The sequence below is a fragment of the Acidovorax sp. 93 genome, from assembly GCF_003633835.1.
GTDB lineage: Bacteria > Pseudomonadota > Gammaproteobacteria > Burkholderiales > Burkholderiaceae_C > Acidovorax > Acidovorax facilis.
In genome coordinates this window covers 59531-77922 of the sequence record NZ_RBIT01000001.1, presented here as the reverse complement: position 1 = coordinate 77922, position 18392 = coordinate 59531, and the positions used below count along the sequence as shown (strand labels likewise).

Below are 18392 nucleotides of genomic sequence, written 5' to 3'. Positions count from 1 at the left end.
GCGACTCAGGGGGTGTCACTTCAAGTCACCGGTGCGGGGTTGAACAGCACCAGCGCGTTGTGCAGCTTCCACTGCTCGGCCCAGGTCTTCTTGCGGCCGCTGGCCACGTCAAGCAGCAGGTGGAACATCTCCCAGCCCAGCTCTTCGATGGAGGCTTCACCGTCCGCAATCTTTCCGGCGTTGATGTCCATCAGGTCATGCCAACGGCGCGCCAGGTCGCTACGCGTGGCCACCTTGACCACCGGGCATTCGGCCAGGCCATAGGGCGTGCCCCGGCCGGTGGTGAAGACATGCAGGTTCATGCCGGCGGCCAGCTGCAGCGTGCCGCAGATGAAGTCGCTGGCGGGCGTGGCGGCGTACACCAGGCCACGCTGGTCGCGGCGTAGTTTTTCGCCCGGAGCCAGAACGTGCGCGATGGGCGCGGTGCCGCTCTTGATGATGGAGCCCATGGCCTTCTCGGCGATGTTGGACAGGCCGCCCGCCTTGTTGCCCGGCGTGGTGTTGGCCGCGCGGTCCACGCGGCCTCGGTCAAGATACTGGTCGTACCAGCCGAGTTCTCGCACGATGGCTTGCGCGACTTCAGGCGTGGCGGCGCGGCTGGTGAGCTGCTCCACGGCGTCGCGCACCTCGGTGTTCTCGCTAAACATCACCGTGGCACCCGCGCGCACCAGCAGGTCTGCGCAAAAGCCCACGGCCGGGTTTGCGGTGACGCCCGAGAACGCATCGCTGCCGCCGCACTGCACGCCCAGCACCAGCTCGCTGGCGGGGATGGTCTCGCGGCGGCGGGCGTTGAGGCGTTCGAGGTGGGGCTGCGCGCTTTGCACGATGTGGTCGAGCATGGACATGAAGCCCACATGCTCGTCGGCCTGCAGGCACACCGTCTCGGGCCCCAGGGCTGCATCGCGCTCGTCGGTGATGGGGAAGCTGCCCGGGGGCAGCAGGCGGTCGGGCTGCAGCTTTTCGCAGCCGAGACTCACCACCATGACCTCGCCCCCAAAGTTGGGGTTGAGGCTGATGTTGCGCAGGGTGCGGATGGGGATGATGGCGTCGGGCGCATCAATGGCCACGCCGCAGCCGTAGGTGTGCTCCAGGCCGATCACGTCGTCGACGTGCGGAAACGAAGGCAGCAGCTCGTCCTTGATGCGGCGCACCGCTAGGGCCACCACGCCCGCCACGCACTGCACGGTGGTGGTGATGGCCAGGATGTTGCGCGTGCCTACGGAGCCATCGGCATTGCGGTAGCCCTCGAAGGTGTAGCCCGTGACGGGTTCGAGCACCGGCGGCTTCACCGTGGCCATGGGCAGGCCTTCGAGCGCGCGGGCCGAGGGCATCTGCAGCAGGCGCTCGTGCACCCAGCTTCCCGCCGGGATGGCCTTGAGCGCATAGCCGATGGGCACGTTGTAGCGGCGCACCACATCGCCCTCGGCCATGTCCTGCAGCGCCACCTTGTGGCCCTGCGGCACCTTGTCGCGCAACGCGATGCCGGCGCCGGGCACGCCCTCAGGCAACAGCGTGCCCACGGGCAGGCCGCCGTCGTTGGCGACGATGGCGACGTTGTCGTCCGCATGCATGCGGATGGTCAAGGGGTTGTTCATATCGGTTTTCCGTAGCCTCGTGCATGACCCGCTGCCGATGCAACTGGCGCGGCGAGAGCCAGCGCACCCGTGGAACCGGCTTCGCCGGGCCACCGGGTGCGTCCCCCTCCCGCATCGCGCAGCGAAGCGAGAGAGGGGGAAGACGCGAAGCGGCTCAGGGGGTGTCTCATTTCAACACCAGGTCCGGCAGCCACATCGAGAACTGGGGCACATAGGTCACGAGCATCAGCGCGACGATGAGCGCGCTGTAGAACGGCCAGATGGTCTTCATCACTTCACCCACGCTGATACCCCCGATGGTGCAGCCAATGAACTGCGTGGTGCCCACCGGCGGTGTGTTCAGCCCGAGCGCGCAGTTGATCAAAATCACGATGCCGAACTGCTCCGTGCTCATGCCGAACTGCTGGCAGATGGGCAGGAAGATCGGCGTGCAAATGAGGATGGTGGCCGCCATGTCCAGGAACGTGCCCAGAATGAAGAGGATGATGTTCACGCACAGGAAGATCACCCACGGCGAGGTGCTCATGGACTTAAGGGCGTCGCCCGTGAGTTCGGCCACGCCGTACAGGCCGATGAGGTAGCCGAACATCGACGAGATGCCGATCAGCAGCAGCACGGTGCCCGTGGTCTTGACCGCCTTGGAGGCAGCCTTGAGAAACTGCTCGCGGGTAAGTTTCTTGTAGACGAAGACCGAGAGCAGCAACGCCCAGAGCACGGCCACCGAGGCGGACTCCGTGGCCGTGAACGCCCCCGACAAGATGCCCGCAATGATGATGACCACCACCGCCAGCCCGGGAACCGATGCCCGGAACGAGATCCACACGATCTCCCAGCCGGGGAACGTGCCCGCAGGGTAGCCGCGCTTGACGGCCACGAGGTAGGCTGCCAACAGGTTGCAGACGGTCAGCAGCAACGCAGGCACGATGCCGGCCAGGATCAGCGCCGCAATGCTCACCTTGCCGCCAGCAGCCAGCGTGAAGATGATCAGATTGTGCGACGTGGGCATGAGCGCGCCCACCAGCGAGGCGTGCGTGGTCACGTTCACCGCATAGTCGGCGTGATAGCCCTCTTTCTTCATCTGCGGGATAAGCACGGCGCCCATGGCAGACACATCGGCCACGGGCGAGCCCGAGACGCCGCCGAACAGCGTGCAGGCAAGCACGTTGCTCATGCCCAGCCCGCCGCGCACATGGCCGGCCACGCTCTTGGCAAACACCACAATGCGGTCGGCAATGCCGCCGTACATCATGATTTCGCCCGCGAAGATGAAGAACGGAATCGCCAGGAACGAGAACGGGTTCATCCCCGAAATCATCTGCTGGAAGCCCACTGCCAGCGGCAGGCCTTCATACAGGATGGTGGCCAGCGACGACAGGCCGATGGAAAACGCCACGGGCACGCCCAGCAGCAGCAGGAGCGTGAAGGTCACGCACAGAATGGTCAGCGCCATGATGGAAATCTTTGTAGGGACGTGAGATGCGGGGGCGAAATCAGAGGCTGGGAATTCTTTGGCCGCACCCGGTACGGTGCATGCAGTGGGCGGGACCCGGGCCAGGGCAGCCGAGCCAGGGCCGCCCCGCCGCGAGGGCTGCGTTCCCCTGCCCGCATGGCGCAGCCATGCAAGAGCGGGGGGAAGCGCCGCAGGCGCTCAGGGGGGTGTACTTTCATCCTAATGCCAGGCTGGCTCGACCTCTGTGCCGCGGACCAGGGCGATGATGTGCTCCAGGGAGAACATCGCCACCAGCACGCCGGCGAGCGCGGGAGGAACGTACTTGAACGCTTCGGAGATACCGAGCGTGGGAATCTTGTAGGGCGCCACGGACTCGGCGAGCACGCCGCAGTTCCAGGCCATGACCACGCCGAAGATCAGCACCAATACGTGGATCACGATTTCCAGCTTGTGGCGCAGCCAGTCGGGCGCGAGCACCAGGAACGATTCGAGGCCGATGTGCCCCGCATCGCGCACACCTACGGCCATGCCCAGCATGGTGACGTACAGCACCAGGAGCACTGCACCACTCTCGGCCCAGGTCGGTGTGTTATTGAAGATATAGCGTCCAATGACCTGGTAGAGCACGGCGCAGACCAGAAGCACCAGCCCCGCCACTCCCAGCTGCAGACAAGAGCGCGCAATGAAGGCGCAAAGACGCGTGTACATAGAGAACATTCAGAAGACGGAAAGAGGGACCCGCCGCAGGGCATACTGCGCTGCGGCATGGAATGCCAGGATTACTGCACCGTGTCGATGCGCTTGACCATGTCCTGGAGCTTGGGGTCCTTCAGGAATTTGTCGTACACCGGCTTCATCGCTGTCTTGAAGGCGACCTTGTCGATTTCGACGATCTGCGCCCCCGCAGCCTTCACCGTGGCCAGGGACTTTTCTTCACGCTCGTCCCAGATCTTGCGCATGAAGCCCACCGATTCCTTGGCGGCAGCGCGGATGGCCTTTTGCTCGTCGGCGCTCAGGGTGTCCCACACGCGCTTGCTGAACAACAGAATCTCAGGCGCCATCGAGTGCTCGGTCTTGTTGAAGTACTTGGCAACCTCGAAGTGGCGTGAGCTCTCGTAGCTGGGGTAGTTGTTTTCGGCGGCGTCCACCAGGCCGGTCTTGAGCGCGGTGTAGACCTCACCAAACGGCATGGGGGTGGCGTTGGCACCCATGGCTTCGAGCAGGGAAACCCACAGATCGCTCTGCTGCACGCGCACCTTCAGGCCCTTGACGTCGGCCAGCGTCTTGACCGGTTTCTTGACGGTATAGATCGAGCGGGCGCCGGAGTCATAGAACGCCAGGCCGACGAAGCCTTGCGATTCGCAGTCCTTCAGGATCTCGTCGCCAATCGCGCCATCAAGCACCTTGCGCATGTGTTCCTTGTCGCGGAACAGAAAGGGCATGGTGGGCACCATGGTGGCGGGACAGATGTTGTTCATGGGGGCGACGTTCACGCGCGTCATGGCAATGGCGCCCAGTTTGGTCTGCTCGATGGTGTCCTTCTCGATGCCGAGCGATCCCTTGGCGTAGACCTTGATGCTGTGCTTGCCGCCCGTGGCTTTGGACAGCGTCTCGCCCATGTGGCGCACGGCCAGCACGGTGGGGTAGTCCTCGGGGTGGATGTCCGACGAGCGGAACTCCGTGGCCTGCGCGGCCAGGCTGCCAAACAGCATGCTGGCGGCCAGAGCGACGCGGCCGAACAAGTGGGGGATCTTCATGGTTGTCTCCTGGTTGAAAGTGTTGTGAATTGGGGGAGAGCTCCGAAGGCCTGTGGTCGTCAGGCGCTCCGGTAGGGTGTTTCTGGCAGTCCCGCCACGCCGGGGCGGGTGGCGAAAATGCCGCCGCCCAGCGCCACGTCGTCGCCCTGCGGCTGACCGGGGCGGATGGAGGTGATGAACAGCACGTCCAGACCCGGGCCGCCGAAGCTGCACATCGAGGGCTTGCTCGTGGGCACGGCGATGGACCGGTCCAGGCGGCCGTCGGGCGTGAAGCGGTGCACCACGCCGGCGTCGTTGCCGCAGATCCAGTAGCAGCCGTCGGCATCCACCGCGCCGCCGTCGGGCCGGCCGGGCAGATCGCGCATGTCCACGAACAGCGAGCGGTCGCCCACCGATCCATCGTCGTGCAGAGGCAACTGCCAGATCAGCTGCACGCTGGGGTGACTGTCGCTCAGGTACATAGTTGTGCCGTCTGGACTGAAGCCCAGCCCGTTCTGCGTGACCAGGCCCTGCACTTGTGGTGCAGACAGGCCGTGCTGCGCATCCATGCGGTACAGGCTGCCCGCGGGCCGCGCCAGCGACATGTCGCGCACCATGGTGCCTGCCCAGAAGCGGCCCTGGCGGTCGCAGCGGCCGTCGTTGAAGCGCATGCCGGGCTGTGGGTGATCCACACCTGCATGCAGCGTGGCTGACAGCAGGCCGCCCGCCTGGGGCTGCAGATGGAACACGCCGGTGTCCATGCCCGCGATGAGGCCGCCCGCCGCATGCAGGGCGATGCAGGCAGGGCGCTCTGCGGTGTCCCAGCTTTGTACGCGCTGGTCCGCATAGGTCCAGCGGTGCAGCTTGCGGCCTTCGATGTCCACCCAGTAGAGCGCCTGCTCGGCAGGGCTCCACACTGGGCTTTCGCCCACTTGGTCCCGGTGGTCGGGCAGCAGCAGTTCCACCGCAAGCGTCCTCTGCGCGCTCATTCGAAAGGACCGGTGCGCACGAACGGACCGCCCTGGTAGATGACGGCGGGGTCGGTCAGGTCGGGGTGCGGATCGGCGGCTTCAACCTTGGCGCGGAAGGGCTCGGAGCTGTCCTGCGGGCGGTAGCCGATGTGGCGCGCCAGGGTGTTGTCCCACCAAGTGGTGGTGTTGTCGCCCATGCCGTAGATGATGCTGTGGCCCACCACCGGTGCCGTGAGGCTGGCAACAACGAGGCGCTCCAGGTCGTCGTAGCTCATCCAGGTGGCCAGCATGCGGCGGTTGCGCGGCTCGGGGAAGGAAGAGCCAATGCGCAGGCACACGGTTTCAATGCCATGGCGGTCAAAGTAGAAGCGCGACAGGTCTTCGCCAAAGGCTTTGGACACGCCGTACAGGCCGTCAGGCCGGGCCGGGTCGTTGGGGCCCACCACTTCGTCCTGGCGATAGAAACCGGTGACGTGGTTGGAGCTGGCAAACACCACCCGCTTGACGCCTTGCTTGCGCGCCGCTTCATACAGGTTGTAGACACCCACGATATTGGCCTGCAGGATGGGCTCCCAGGGCTGCTCGGTGGAGACGCCCCCGAGGTGCACCACGGCATCAACGCCCTCCAGCAAGCTGAGCACGGCGCCCGCGTCTTCGAGGCGTGCGGGGCGCAGCTCCTCCCCTGCGCCTTCGTCGCCCAGGTTCGCGATATCAGACAACCGCAAGGTGGTGCAGTAGGCTTTCAGGCGCGCACGCAATTCCTGGCCCAGGCCTCCGGCAGCTCCGGTCAATAACAGGCGTTGGAAACGAATAGGCGTCGGATGGCAAGGCATGGCGGTTACAAAGGCAGAGGTTCTTGGTACAGTGGCAACAGATTCCGTTGAACGTCATCAGTTGTCGTACAACGAAAAGCAATGTACCGCTTCTGCCCCCGGCGCCCCATAGGGATAACACCAAGAAATGACCACCGATACCCCGCTTCGCCGCAAGCCCCGCACACTGGCCCTGGAGCTTGTCGAATCCCTGGGAGACCGCATCCGCGACGGCCGCCTGGCTCTGGGCGACAAGCTACCCACCGAGGCCGCCATCATGGCCGAGTTCAGCGTGAGCCGCACCGTGGTGCGCGAGGCGATTTCCAAGCTGCAAGCCTCTGGCCTGGTGGAAACGCGGCACGGCATCGGCACCTTTGTGCTGGGGCTGGGGCAGGCGCCCGGCTTCAAGATCACCCCCGACCAGTTCAGCACCCTGCGTGACGTGATTGCCGTACTGGAGCTGCGCATTGGGGTAGAAACTGAAGCCGCCGCGCTGGCCGCGCAACGCCGCACCGAGGCCAACCTGAAAGCCATGCGCGAGGCGCTGGACGCCGTGGCAGCCGCCGTGGATGCGGGCCGCGACGCGGTGGCGGCGGACTTCCAGTTCCACCTGGAAATCGCACGTGCCACGCAGAACAGCCACTTCGCCGAACTGATGGGCACGCTGGGCAGCATGATCATCCCGCGCGCCCGCCTGGCCGCCATGGATTCGGCCAATGACGAACGGCGCCAGTACCTGCGCCGTGTCAACGGCGAACACGAAAGCATCTACGACGCCATCGTGGGCCAGGACCCCGACGGTGCACGGGCCGCCATGCGCACCCACCTGGCCAACAGCCGCGAACGTCGGCGGCGCGCGCAGGCCGAAGCGGGCTGAATCACCCCAGCCGAGTCACTCATTCATGAACCCTGGGGAATCATGGCCAAGGTGAGGTGCCCGGTTGTCCCATCAGTAGTTACCCGACACCCGAGGGGACTTCTTATGTTGTACGATGACATACAACGAAATATTGCAATGCTTTCGCGCGGTCGGGCCTGCGGCGCCTTTCAAACCACCAGGAGTTGTCTGTCGTAAAGCCCTCAGCGCTCATTGAAAGACATCCTTCCTGGGTGCAGCGCCAGTTTGCGCTGCGCAAGCTGCGCACTCAGCATGCAACCGCCCCTTTTTTTCTCAACACCCTCTTCTTCACCACCACACCACCACCATGCATGCAAACCTGATTGGCGGCGCCTGGACTGACGGCGTTCGCACCTACCAGAACACCAACCCGTCCGACACGCGCGATGTGATAGGCGACTACGCCGTGGCGAGCCGCGAGCAGGCACTCGAGGCCGTCGCCGCAGCGCACGCGGCCTTCCCGGCATGGAGCCTGTCCACGCCCCAACAGCGCTTTGACATCCTGGACGCGGTGGGCAACGAGATCATCGCCCGCAAGGCCGAGCTGGGCGACCTGCTGGCCCGCGAAGAAGGCAAGACCCTGCCCGAAGCCATTGGCGAAGTCGGCCGCGCCGCGGCCATCTTCAAGTTCTTTGCCGGCGAGGCGCTGCGCCCCGGCGGTGAGATGATCCCGTCCGTGCGCCCTGGCGTGGGCATCGAGATCACACGCGAACCCCTGGGCACCATCGGCATCATCACGCCGTGGAACTTCCCCATCGCCATCCCGGCTTGGAAGATCGCGCCCGCCCTGGCCTATGGCAACTGCGTAGTGTTCAAGCCCGCCGAGGTGGTGCCCGGCTCCGCCTGGGCGCTGGCCGACATCCTGCACCGCGCAGGCCTGCCGGCCGGTGTGTTCAACCTGGTCATGGGCCGGGGATCGGACGTGGGCGCCGTGCTGCTGGAAGACGAGCGCATTGCGGGCGTGAGCTTTACCGGCTCCGTCGGCACGGGCCAGCGTGTGGCCGCCGCCTGCGTGCCGCGCGGTGCCAAGGTGCAGCTGGAGATGGGCGGCAAGAACCCGTTTGTGGTGCTGGACGACGCCGACCTGAACGTTGCTGTGGGCGCCGCCATCAACAGCGGGTTCTTCTCGACCGGCCAGCGCTGCACCGCCAGCAGCCGCTTGATCGTGACCGAAGGCATCCACGACCGCTTCGTGGCCGCCATGGTCGAGAAAATGAAGACCCTGAAGGTGGACGACGCCCGCAAGGCCGGCACCGACATCGGCCCCGTGGTGGACGACCGCCAGCTCGCGCAAGACCTGGAATACATCGGCATCGGCCAGCAGGAGGGCGCCAAGCTCGCCTACGGCGGCGAAGCCCTGGAGAAGAACGCCGACGGCGCGCCCGGCTACTACCTGCGCCCCGCCCTGTTCACCGAGACCACGCCCGGCATGCGCATCAACCGCGAAGAAATCTTCGGCCCCGTAGTGAGCGTGCTGCGCGCCAAGAACTACGAGGAAGCGCTGGCCCTGGCCAACGACACGCCCTTCGGCCTGGCCAGCGGCATCGCCACCACCAGCCTCAAGCACGCCACGCACTTCAAGCGCCACGCGCAAGCGGGCATGGTGATGGTGAACCTGCCCACGGCGGGCGTGGACTACCACGTGCCGTTTGGCGGCCGTAAGAGCAGCAGCTACGGCCCACGCGAGCAAGGCCGGTATGCGGCCGAGTTCTACACCACGGTCAAGACAGCCTACACCCAGGCGTGAACCTGGCGCCGCCGCCGACGCGGCGGCGGCGGGGGCGCCAGCAGCCACGGTGCTTGCCCTGCGTCAAATTGCCGCAAAATCCGGCCCTGGCGCTGATGTAGAAAGCGGGGGAAGCTATAACATTTATAGCAAAACGCCCTGCACCGCTGTGTCGCCGCAGTATCATCGCGCCCCATGACCGCCCTCCCACGAACAACCTTTGCCGCGCTGCGCCTGTGGGTGCTGGCATGGTTCGTGGCGTCGATGGGGGTGGCGATTGCATCGCCGCTGGTAAACCCGCAATCCTTTGAAGTGATCTGCTCGGGCACCGGCGCCATCAAGCTGCTGGTGCAGGCCGACGATGGCACGGTGGAGATGGGCGCCATGGGCATGGACTGCCCCTTGTGCGCCACTCCCAGCGCGCCGCCCCCCACCCCGGTAGCCGCCGTGCTGCCACCCCACCCCCTGGCCCATGCGCTGCAGCCCGTCGAGGCCGCCCGCATCGCAGCGGCCACTGCAGCGCCACTGCCCGCACGCGGGCCCCCATCGCGCTCTTGATCTGAAGCCTGTTGGCAGTACCCCGTACCTGGTGGTCGGGCGCTGCCTTGTTCCCGCTGGTTTCCAGACCGCGCAGCCCTGCGTGCACTCCACGCGGGCCTGGTTGCGCTGTCGCCTCAAGACTAGAGCGTTTTCATGTCCCGTTCGTACTCCTCCTCCTGCCATGCTGCGGGCTCTCCGCGCCTGCCTCTTTCTCCTTCGTGCTGGGGCGTGTTCGCCACCTGCGCACTGGCCTCCCTCTCCGTCCCTGCCCAGACCACCACGCCCACGCTCAAGGCCGTGGACGTGGTGGACACCGCCGCATCCCCCAACGGCAAGCTGAACCTGGACACACCCGTGGACACCGGCAGCCGCCTGGGCCTGACGGCGCGCGAGAACCCGGCCTCCGTCACCGTGGTGGATCGCGCCACCATCGACGCACGCAGCGCACAGGACACGCAGGAAATCCTGCGCGCCGTGCCGGGCGTGGTGGCGCACAACGCGCCGGGCTCCATGTCCGCGCACTACCGGGGCTTCACCAGCAACTCGGTCGCGCAGCTGTACAACGGCATCAATCCGCAGTACGGCAGCGCCACACGCGCGGTCGATAGCTGGATCTACGACCGGGTCGAGGCCATCGGCGGCGCGTCGAGTTTTCTGTACGGATCGGGCGGCGTGGGCGGCTCTATCAACTACATCACCAAGACGGCCGAGCGCAGCGACTTCACCGAGGGCCAGCTGCGCCTGGGCTCCTACAACCTGAAGGAAGTGTCGGTAGGCCTGAACCGCCGCATTGCAGGCGGCGATGGCAGTGCAGGCCCTGCCCATTACGCGCGCATCGACCTCAACCACCGCAACGCAGGCAGCTGGATCGAAGGCACCAGAACACAGTCCACCCAACTGGCGACCTCGCTGCTGTCCGACCTGGGCGGCGGCTTCACGCACACACTGGCCTACGAATACCAGAGGGACCACGTGGACCGCCCGTACTGGGGCACGCCGGTGCTCAACCCCGCCGTGGGCGCGCTGGCCATCGACCCGGCCACGCGCTTCAAGAACTACAACAGTGCCGACGGGATGTACGAGCAGCGCGTGCAATGGCTGCGCTCGGTGGCGCAATGGCGTGTGTCGGATGCGCTGCAGCTCAAGAACACGTTCTACGTGTACGACGCCCTGCGCGACTACCGCAACGTGGAGACCTACACCTTCAATGCCACCAACACGGCGGTCACGCGCACGTCCCCGCTGTTGCAACGCCACGACCAGCAGCTCGTGGGCGACCGGCTGGAGGGCACGTACCATGGCCAGCTCGCAGGCCGAAAGAGCGACTGGGCCTTTGGCCTGGACGTGAGCGTGAACAAGCAGACGCGCTTCCCGTTCGGCCCCTTGGTCACCGTGAGCACGGTCAACCCGTACCACTTCTCCACCGAGAACTTCTTCGACATTCCCGGCATGTCACCCGTCCTGAACCCTGACAAGGACAACAAGATCACCAACACCGCGCTGTACCTGGAAAACCGCACCCTGGTGGCCTCCGGCGTGAACCTCGTCACCGCGCTGCGGCACGAGCGCATCGATCTCGACCTGGTGAACCGCCGCGCCGTCACAGCCACCGCGCCCGCCACCTTCAGCCGCAGCTACAGCCCCACCACTGGCCGCCTGGGCGTGGTGTGGGACATTGCGCCCGGCGCCAACCTGTATGCGCAGGCCTCCAACGCGGCCGACCCACCCTCGGGCTCGCTGGCCTCGGCCTCGTTTGCCGATGTGCGCAACAACAGCGAACTGACCACGGGCCGCCAGGTCGAGGTGGGCAGCAAGTTCGACTTCTGGGACGGCAAGGGCAGCGCCACGGTGGCGGCGTTTGACATCCGCCGCAAGAACATCGCATCGCAAGATCCATCCAACCCCAACCTCACAGTGCTGGTGGGCGAGCAGTCGTCCAAGGGCATCGAGCTGTCGGCTGGCATTCGGCCCACGCCGCAATGGCAGTTGCAGGGCAACCTGACGCTGACCCGCGCGCGATACGAGAACTTTGTGCAGGGCGGTGTCTCGCGCGCGGGCAATGTGCCCCAACTGGTGCCGCAGCAGGTGGCCAACCTGTGGGCCTCGTACGCGATCACGCCCACCGTCACGGCCAGCGTGGGCGTGCGCCATGTGGGCAAGGTGTACGGCAACGCCGCCAACACCAAGTTCTGGCCGTCGTACACGCTGCTGGACCTGGGCCTGGCCTGGAAGGTCAACAAGACCACAACGCTCACCACCCGCGTGCGCAACGCCACCGACCGCATCTACGCGGCAGAGACGCGCGACCAGGTCTACCTGGGCGCACCGCGCACGCTGGACGTGACACTGCACACCGCGTTCTGACGCAGGCGGAACACCAGACATGCCACACGCCAAACGCTGGCTGTACCTCGTCCACCGCTGGCTGGGCGTGCTGCTGTGCGCCTTCTTCGCCATGTGGTTCCTCTCGGGCGTAGTGATGATGTACGTGGGCTACCCCAAGCTCACGCAGGCCGAGCGGCTGGCCCACCTGCCGCCGCTGCGCAGCGCAACGCTGGGCACAGAGCCTCTGCTGGAGCCCGCTGACGCCTTGGCGCACGCAGGCCTGACAGGCCCGCTGCAGGACCTGAGGCTCGCCGTGGCCAGCGGCGCGCGCGCGGTGTACATGGTGGTTCCCGCCGCCCCTGCCGGAGACGCCGTACCACGCCCAAGCAGGGCGCCAGCGCCTGCGGTCATCGACGCCCTCACGGGCGAACGGTTGCAGCGCGTAGACGCCGAGCACGCCCTCGCTTCGGCTCGCGCCTTCGCGCAGGAGCCCGGCGCACGGATCGCACACCTGGGCACGATCGACGAAGACGCCTTCACCCACTCGCGCGCGCTCGACGTGCACCGCCCCCTGCACCGCCTGCACCTGGGCGACAGCGCGGGCACCGTGGTGTATGTGTCGGGCAGCACGGGCGAGGTGGTGCGCGATGCGCCGCTGCAGGAGCGCGCCTGGAACTACGCAGGCGCCTGGATCCACTGGCTCTACCCCTTCCGGGGCAATGTCTTCAACGGCTACTGGACGGACATCGTCAACTGGCTTTCCATTGCGGGCATCGTGCTCACGCTGACGGGCACCGTGGTGGGGGTGCTGCGCTGGCGCTTCCAGGGCCGGTACAAGACCGGTTCGCGCACGCCCTACCGGGGCTTCATGATGCGCTGGCACCATGTGTTCGGGCTGGTGTTTGCGCTGATCACATTCACCTGGATCTTCAGCGGCCTCATGTCCATGAACCCATGGAAGATTTTTGACAGCGGCGCCGCGCCACTGCGCCAGCAGGCCATGAACGGCGGCCCGCTGGTGTTGCCCCCGCAAGCCGCCGCCGTGCAGGCTTTGCTGTCAGGCGTTTCGCCGAACACGCGGGAGCTGCGCTGGGTGCAAAGCGCGGGCCACCCGCTGGTACTTGCGTACAGCCCGACCGGCGCCCCCGCGCTGCTCGACGCGACCACTGCCGCACCCCACCAGTGGCCCCCAGGCGCGGTGGCCGAGGCCGCAGCGCGCCTGCTGCCCCACGCCGTGGTGCGCACCGAAACGCTGACCGCCTACGACCTGCACTACTACGACCGCGCCACCCACACCATGACGGGTGGGGGCGACAAGCCCCTGCCCGCGCTGCGCCTGGTGTTTGACGACCCCCATGCCACCTGGGTCCACATCGACCCCCACACCGGCGCCGTACTCGGCCGCACCGACAGTTATCGCCGTACCAGCCGCTGGCTGTTCTCCATGCTGCACAGCTGGGACTGGCTGCCGCTGCTGGAGCGGCGCCCGCTGTGGGACATCGTTCTCATTGTGCTGAGCCTGGGCGGTACGTTGCTGAGCGCAACGGGGGTGGTCATTGGACTGCGGCGGCTGGGCGCCAAGTTCGCATTCGCAGCGGGCCCAGCGTCGCAGCTTGCCGGACAGGGCCGCCGCAGGCGCGCCCGTGTCTTGCCTACGACAGGTGGCTGAGCCGTCATTTTTTGTTTGATACTTTTTGTTTCAAACAACTACACTGGGCTTCACCCACCGCACGTCCATCCCGGGCGTGCTGGGGCTCCATCCCTCGCAGAGATTTTCCCCATGCAACTGATCCGCACCATCACTGGCGCCGCCCTCCTGTTGGCCGCTGGCACTTCGGCCTGGGCCGCCACCGACTACAACCGCCCACCTGCAGGCGACGCGCAATACCGGCAGTGCCTGAGCTACTCTGCCACCGTCTACGAGGGTGGCAACGAGCCCAGCCCCATCAAGGGCCAAACCAAGGCCCAGGCCTGGTGCACCTGCATGTGGAACGAAACGCCCGAAGATTTCAAGGGCAACCTCGTGAAGTTCGCCGAAACCCGCAAGGGCAAGGAAACCAACAAGCTGTGCGAGAAGCACTCCGATTGGAGCGAATGAAAAGGGTCCGCTCACAGCAGCGCACTGCCAGCCGCCTTCGGGCGGCTTTTTGTTGGACGGGAGCGGGATGCCTCAGCGCAGGTCACCCCCGGCTGCGCAGCGTGCGGCTCAGCAAGATCACGGGCACCAACCCCACGGCCACCAGCGCCAGGGACGGCAACGCCGCCTCACCCAGCCGCTCATCGCGCGCCAGCTGGTAGGCCACCACGGCCAGGGTGTCGCTGTTGAAGGGGCGCAGCACCATGGTGGCGGGCAGCTCCTTCATCACGTCCACAAACACCAGCAGCGCGGCAGCAGCGGTAGACCGCTTGAGCAGTGGCCCATGCACACGCGCCATCAGGCCCACGCTGCCCATGCCCAGCATGCGGGCAGAGTCATCCAGGCTGGGGGGAATTCGCGCGTATCCGCTCTGAATGGACTGCAGCGCCACCGCGCAGAACCGCACCAGGTACGCCCATACGATGCCCAACGCCGTGGCCGTGACCAGCGCGCCCACGCCCCACTGCGGCATGGCCGCCTGCAGCCACCCCACGGGCAGCAGCAGGCCCACCACGATGACGGCACCTGGCACGGCGTAGCCCACGCTGGCCAGTTGCACCACGCCGCGTGTGATGGCGTCCGGCTGGCGGCGCACTGCAAATGCCAGCGCCAGGGCGATGACCACGGCCAGCACGGCGGTGATGCCCCCCAGGCGCACGCTGTGCCAGGCCCATTCCATGAATCGCTCCCACGGCAGCACCGACCAGTCGGCCGCCAGCGGGCGCAGCATGAAGAGGACCGGGGCCACAAAACCCATCACCACCGGCACCGCGCACACCACCCAGGCGGCCCAGCGGCGTGCGCCGCGCAGCGCCAGGGGCTGTGCCTCGGCCGAGCCTGCGCGCCCGCCGCCCGTGGCGAAACGCATGCGCTTTTGCGCGCGATGTTCCAAGTGCAGCAGCGCCATCACCACCACCAGCAGCATGGTGGCCAGCTGCGCGGCGGCCAGGCGGTTGTCCATCGACAGCCAGGCCTTGTAGATGCCGGTGGTGAAGGTCTGGATGCCGAAGTAGCTGGCCACGCCAAAGTCAGCCAGCGTTTCCATCAGCACCAGCGCAACGCCTGCAGCGACTGCCGGGCGTGCCAGGGGCAGTGCCACGGCGCGAATGCGGCGCGACAGCGGAGCGCCCAGCAGGCGCGCGGCCTCCATGAGGTGCGCGGCACGCTCGCCCAGCGCCGTGCGCGCCAGCAGGTACACATACGGGTACAGCGAAAAGATGAACACCCACACCGCGCCGCCCAGGCTGCGCACCTCGGGCAGCAGGCGGCCTTCCAGGCCAAAGGTGTTGCGCAGGCCCACCTGCAGCGGGCCGCTGAACTGCAGAAAGTCGGTGTAGGCATACGCGGTGACATACGCAGGCATGGCCAGGGGCAACAACAGCAGCCACTCGAAGGTGCGGCGGCCCGGAAAGTCGAACAGCGTCACCGCTGCTGCCGTGCCTGTGCCCACAATGGCCGCGCCCAGGGCCACCAGCACGCTCAGCCACAAGGTGGTCCACACATAGCCGGGCAACACGGTGGCCGCCATCTCGCGCAGGATGGCGCCCGCCTGCGCATCGCCCTGCCCCACGGGCAACCACGATGCGAGCACGGCCAGCACGGGCAGCGCCAAAAACCCCGCGAACAGGATCAAAGGGATGGTGCGAAGGGCAGAAAATGGCGTGCGGCGCAAGGCGAGTGGCTCGGCAAAGTAAGAAAGCGCACACCCGCTGGCAGGCTCAGGCCGGGCAACGATCAGGAATGCAAATGCGAATTTTAAGCATTCGTCCCTGCCCGCCTAGAATCAAGCGATGTTTCTAGAGGTCTCCCAACTCGAAGTGCGCTACGCAGGCCGCCCCAACGCGGCGGTGGAAGGCGTCACGCTGGGCCTGCACGCAGGCGACATCGGTGTGCTGATCGGCCCCTCGGGCTGCGGCAAGACGACCTTGCTGCGCGCTGTGGCAGGGCTGGAGCCCGTGACGGGCGGCGAGATCCGCCTGACCAAAAGTGTGGTCAGCAGCGCCACGCTCAGCGTGCCGCCTGAGCTGCGGCGCATTGGCATGGTGTTCCAGGACTACGCGCTGTTCCCGCACCTGTCGGTAGGCCGCAACGTGGCGTTTGGCATCCACCAGTTACCCCGTGCCGAGCAGGCCGCGCGCGTGGCCGAGGTGCTGCAGCTGGTGGGGCTGGAGGGCAGCGAGAACCGCTTTCCGCACGAGCTTTCTGGCGGGCAGCAGCAGCGTGTGGCCCTGGCTCGGGCCCTGGCACCGCGCCCTCAGCTCATGCTGCTGGACGAGCCTTTTTCGAACCTCGACGTGGACCTGCGCGAGCGCCTGGCCCACGAGGTGCGCGGCATTCTGAAAGCCGCTGGCGCCACGGCCCTGTTTGTGACGCATGACCAGTTCGAGGCCTTTGCCATTGGCGACGTGATCGGCGTGATGCACGAAGGCCATCTGCACCAGTGGGACGATGCGTACACGCTGTACCACCGCCCCGCCACCCGGTTTGTGGCCGACTTCATCGGCCATGGCGTGTTCGCCCCTGCCACGCTGCTGCAGCGCGGCAACAACGTGGTGGCGCAGACGCCGCTGGGCGAGCTGACCGACCTGGAGGAATGCCCGCTGCCCAGCAGCTACCCCGGTGGCGAATGTGATGTGCTGCTGCGTGCGGATGACATCGTGCACGACGACCATGCCCCCGTGCAGGCGCAGATCGTGCGCAAGTCGTTCCGGGGTTCGGAGTTTCTGTACACGCTGCGCCTGGCCAGCGGCCACACGGTGCTGGCGCATGTGCCCAGCCACCATGACCACGCCTTGGGCGAGTGGATAGGCATCCGCGCCCAGGTGGACCATGTGGTGACGTTCCCCCGCGAACAGGGAACCACCATCTAAGCCAAAATAGGCTCTAGCGCTTATCCACAAAGCGCTGGTTGCTATTACTTTTGATGGCTCATTGCGCCACGGCGCACTGCGGCCTTCAGGATTTGCCCTTGCGCTGCAGGCTTTCCAAGGCATTGAGATCCACCTGCGACATGAAGCCCCGCAGATCCTTCACGCCCATGTTGTCGCCCTCAATGCTGACCACCAGGCCGTTTTTCAGGATGGTCTTGAACTCGGCATGGCTGCCGTCCTTTTCATAGCGCTGGTGCAGGGTGCGGCCACCCTCCTGCCAAGTCTTCTCGGCGCTCGTTGGGTCTTCTTTTTCGCCCTGGGCCATGCCCATGGCCATGACCGCCATCTGCCCCAGGCCGCCGATGTCCACGATCTCCAGGCGCACCTGCTTGTCATCGCTGCCGTACTGCGCACTGGCCTGGCTGGTGGGCAGGCCCAGGGCGGCACCGTCCTGCACATCAAAGCCCGTGCGCGGCAGGCCGGCGAGCTTCTCGGGCAGTGCCGCCTTGAGCGATTGCGCCGCAATGGCCTGGCCACCCCCCAGCGCACCTGCGGCGGCCTTGGCTGCATCACCAGCAGCCGCGGCAATGGCGGCGGGGTCCTGGCTCTTTTGCGCTTCTTCCATCTTGCGGGCAGCCTCTTCCATCTTCTTGCCTGCGGCCTCCAGGCCGGCGGTGTCGATGGACACCTTGCCGCCCGGCGTATTCATCGTGATGGCGGGCGCATCGGCCCCGCCAAACATCGCTCCGCCACGGGGCAGAAAGAGCGCACTGACGGCGCCGATGACCACCCCCATCACAATGGCCGCGATGATGACCACCACTGTGTAGACCACCGACTTGTCGGGGGCGTTTTTCATGAGCACCGGCAGGCCGGTGTAGAGCAGGTAGATGGAGTACAAAGCCGCCAGCAGGCCCAGCATGGATAGCGCAGGCAGCAGGCTGAACACCCCGCCCAGCATGGCCGCCGTGCTGGCATACACCGCCACCTTCAGGGCCTGGATGGAGTTTTTCTGGCCACCAAAGGTGGAGGCCAGCGCATCGATGATGAGCCCGAGCACGAAGATGCCCACGAGGCTGAGCACATACGACACCACCATGTTCACCAGCCCCGAGACAAAGGGCACGCGGATGGTGACGCCAAAGCCCCCAAAACCGATCAGCGACATGCCAATGAAACCGCAGACTGCCGGGATGGCGGCCAAAATCATGGCGTAGCGGGTGTACAGGGTGGCGGCGTCGGTGCTCTCGGCCTCAATGGTGACCCAGGTGTCCTTGGGTTGCAGAAGAATGCTCTTGGCGCGCTCAATCAGGTTCATGGTGCCCTCCCGGC

Annotated in this window: 15 protein-coding genes; 7 read left to right on the top strand and 8 right to left on the bottom strand. The window is 66.2% G+C overall.

Annotated features, from left to right (window positions below):
- Window positions 1-20 precede the first annotated feature (20 nt).
- The 6 genes from garD to C8C93_RS00305 form a co-directional block, all read right to left on the bottom strand.
- Entirely contained in the window at window positions 21-1595 is a 1575-nt protein-coding gene (garD, locus tag C8C93_RS00335; RefSeq protein WP_121505530.1) for a galactarate dehydratase, read from the bottom strand.
- A gap of 166 nt (window positions 1596-1761) precedes the next feature.
- Window positions 1762-3045 (bottom strand): TRAP transporter large permease, encoded by a 1284-nt coding sequence (locus C8C93_RS00330; protein WP_121505529.1) that lies wholly within the window; start codon window positions 3043-3045, stop codon window positions 1762-1764.
- A 219-nt stretch (window positions 3046-3264) separates the two neighbouring features.
- Window positions 3265-3753 carry a TRAP transporter small permease gene (locus C8C93_RS00320; protein WP_121505528.1) on the bottom strand — a complete coding sequence of 163 codons (489 nt, stop codon included), beginning with the start codon at window positions 3751-3753 and terminating at the stop codon, window positions 3265-3267.
- Between the two features lie 71 nt (window positions 3754-3824).
- Complete coding sequence (locus tag C8C93_RS00315; protein ID WP_121505527.1) at window positions 3825-4802, bottom strand: TRAP transporter substrate-binding protein; 978 nt, start codon at window positions 4800-4802, stop codon at window positions 3825-3827.
- 59 nt (window positions 4803-4861) lie between these two features.
- A complete protein-coding gene (locus tag C8C93_RS00310; protein WP_121505526.1) occupies window positions 4862-5770 on the bottom strand; it encodes an SMP-30/gluconolactonase/LRE family protein in 909 nt (302 codons plus the stop codon).
- A complete protein-coding gene (locus C8C93_RS00305; protein ID WP_121505525.1) occupies window positions 5767-6585 on the bottom strand; it encodes an NAD(P)-dependent oxidoreductase in 819 nt (272 codons plus the stop codon). Before C8C93_RS00305 ends, C8C93_RS00310 begins: the two co-directional genes overlap by 4 nt.
- Window positions 6586-6712: 127 nt before the next feature.
- On the opposite strand from C8C93_RS00305, the gene C8C93_RS00300 reads away from it, so the two are divergent.
- The 6 genes from C8C93_RS00300 to C8C93_RS00275 all read left to right on the top strand — a co-directional run bounded on the left by C8C93_RS00300 (window position 6713) and on the right by C8C93_RS00275 (window position 14151).
- Window positions 6713-7441 carry a FadR/GntR family transcriptional regulator gene (locus tag C8C93_RS00300; protein WP_121505524.1) on the top strand — a complete coding sequence of 243 codons (729 nt, stop codon included), beginning with the start codon at window positions 6713-6715 and terminating at the stop codon, window positions 7439-7441.
- 328 nt (window positions 7442-7769) lie between these two features.
- Window positions 7770-9209 (top strand): aldehyde dehydrogenase family protein, encoded by a 1440-nt coding sequence (locus C8C93_RS00295; RefSeq protein ID WP_121505523.1) that lies wholly within the window; start codon window positions 7770-7772, stop codon window positions 9207-9209.
- A gap of 174 nt (window positions 9210-9383) precedes the next feature.
- Window positions 9384-9746, top strand: coding sequence for a DUF2946 family protein (locus C8C93_RS00290; RefSeq protein ID WP_121505522.1), 363 nt, complete (start codon window positions 9384-9386; stop codon window positions 9744-9746).
- 135 nt (window positions 9747-9881) lie between these two features.
- Entirely contained in the window at window positions 9882-12092 is a 2211-nt protein-coding gene (locus C8C93_RS00285) for a TonB-dependent siderophore receptor (RefSeq protein WP_233559214.1), read from the top strand.
- A 19-nt stretch (window positions 12093-12111) separates the two neighbouring features.
- On the top strand, window positions 12112-13722 hold the full coding sequence (locus C8C93_RS00280; RefSeq protein WP_121505520.1) for a PepSY-associated TM helix domain-containing protein: 1611 nt from the start codon (window positions 12112-12114) through the stop codon (window positions 13720-13722).
- 111 nt (window positions 13723-13833) lie between these two features.
- On the top strand, window positions 13834-14151 hold the full coding sequence (locus C8C93_RS00275) for a hypothetical protein (protein WP_055402051.1): 318 nt from the start codon (window positions 13834-13836) through the stop codon (window positions 14149-14151).
- A gap of 82 nt (window positions 14152-14233) precedes the next feature.
- On the opposite strand, the gene C8C93_RS00270 is transcribed toward C8C93_RS00275, so the two are convergent.
- On the bottom strand, window positions 14234-15862 hold the full coding sequence (locus C8C93_RS00270; RefSeq protein ID WP_121505519.1) for an iron ABC transporter permease: 1629 nt from the start codon (window positions 15860-15862) through the stop codon (window positions 14234-14236).
- Window positions 15863-15980: 118 nt separating this feature from the next.
- Between C8C93_RS00270 and C8C93_RS00265 the strand changes: the two genes are divergently transcribed.
- On the top strand, window positions 15981-17060 hold the full coding sequence (locus tag C8C93_RS00265; RefSeq protein ID WP_055402047.1) for an ABC transporter ATP-binding protein: 1080 nt from the start codon (window positions 15981-15983) through the stop codon (window positions 17058-17060).
- An 85-nt stretch (window positions 17061-17145) separates the two neighbouring features.
- Here the strand turns inward: C8C93_RS00265 and C8C93_RS00260 are convergent, their stop codons facing one another.
- Complete coding sequence (locus C8C93_RS00260; RefSeq protein WP_121421089.1) at window positions 17146-18378, bottom strand: Yip1 family protein; 1233 nt, start codon at window positions 18376-18378, stop codon at window positions 17146-17148.
- Between the last annotated feature and the right edge of the window lie 14 nt (window positions 18379-18392).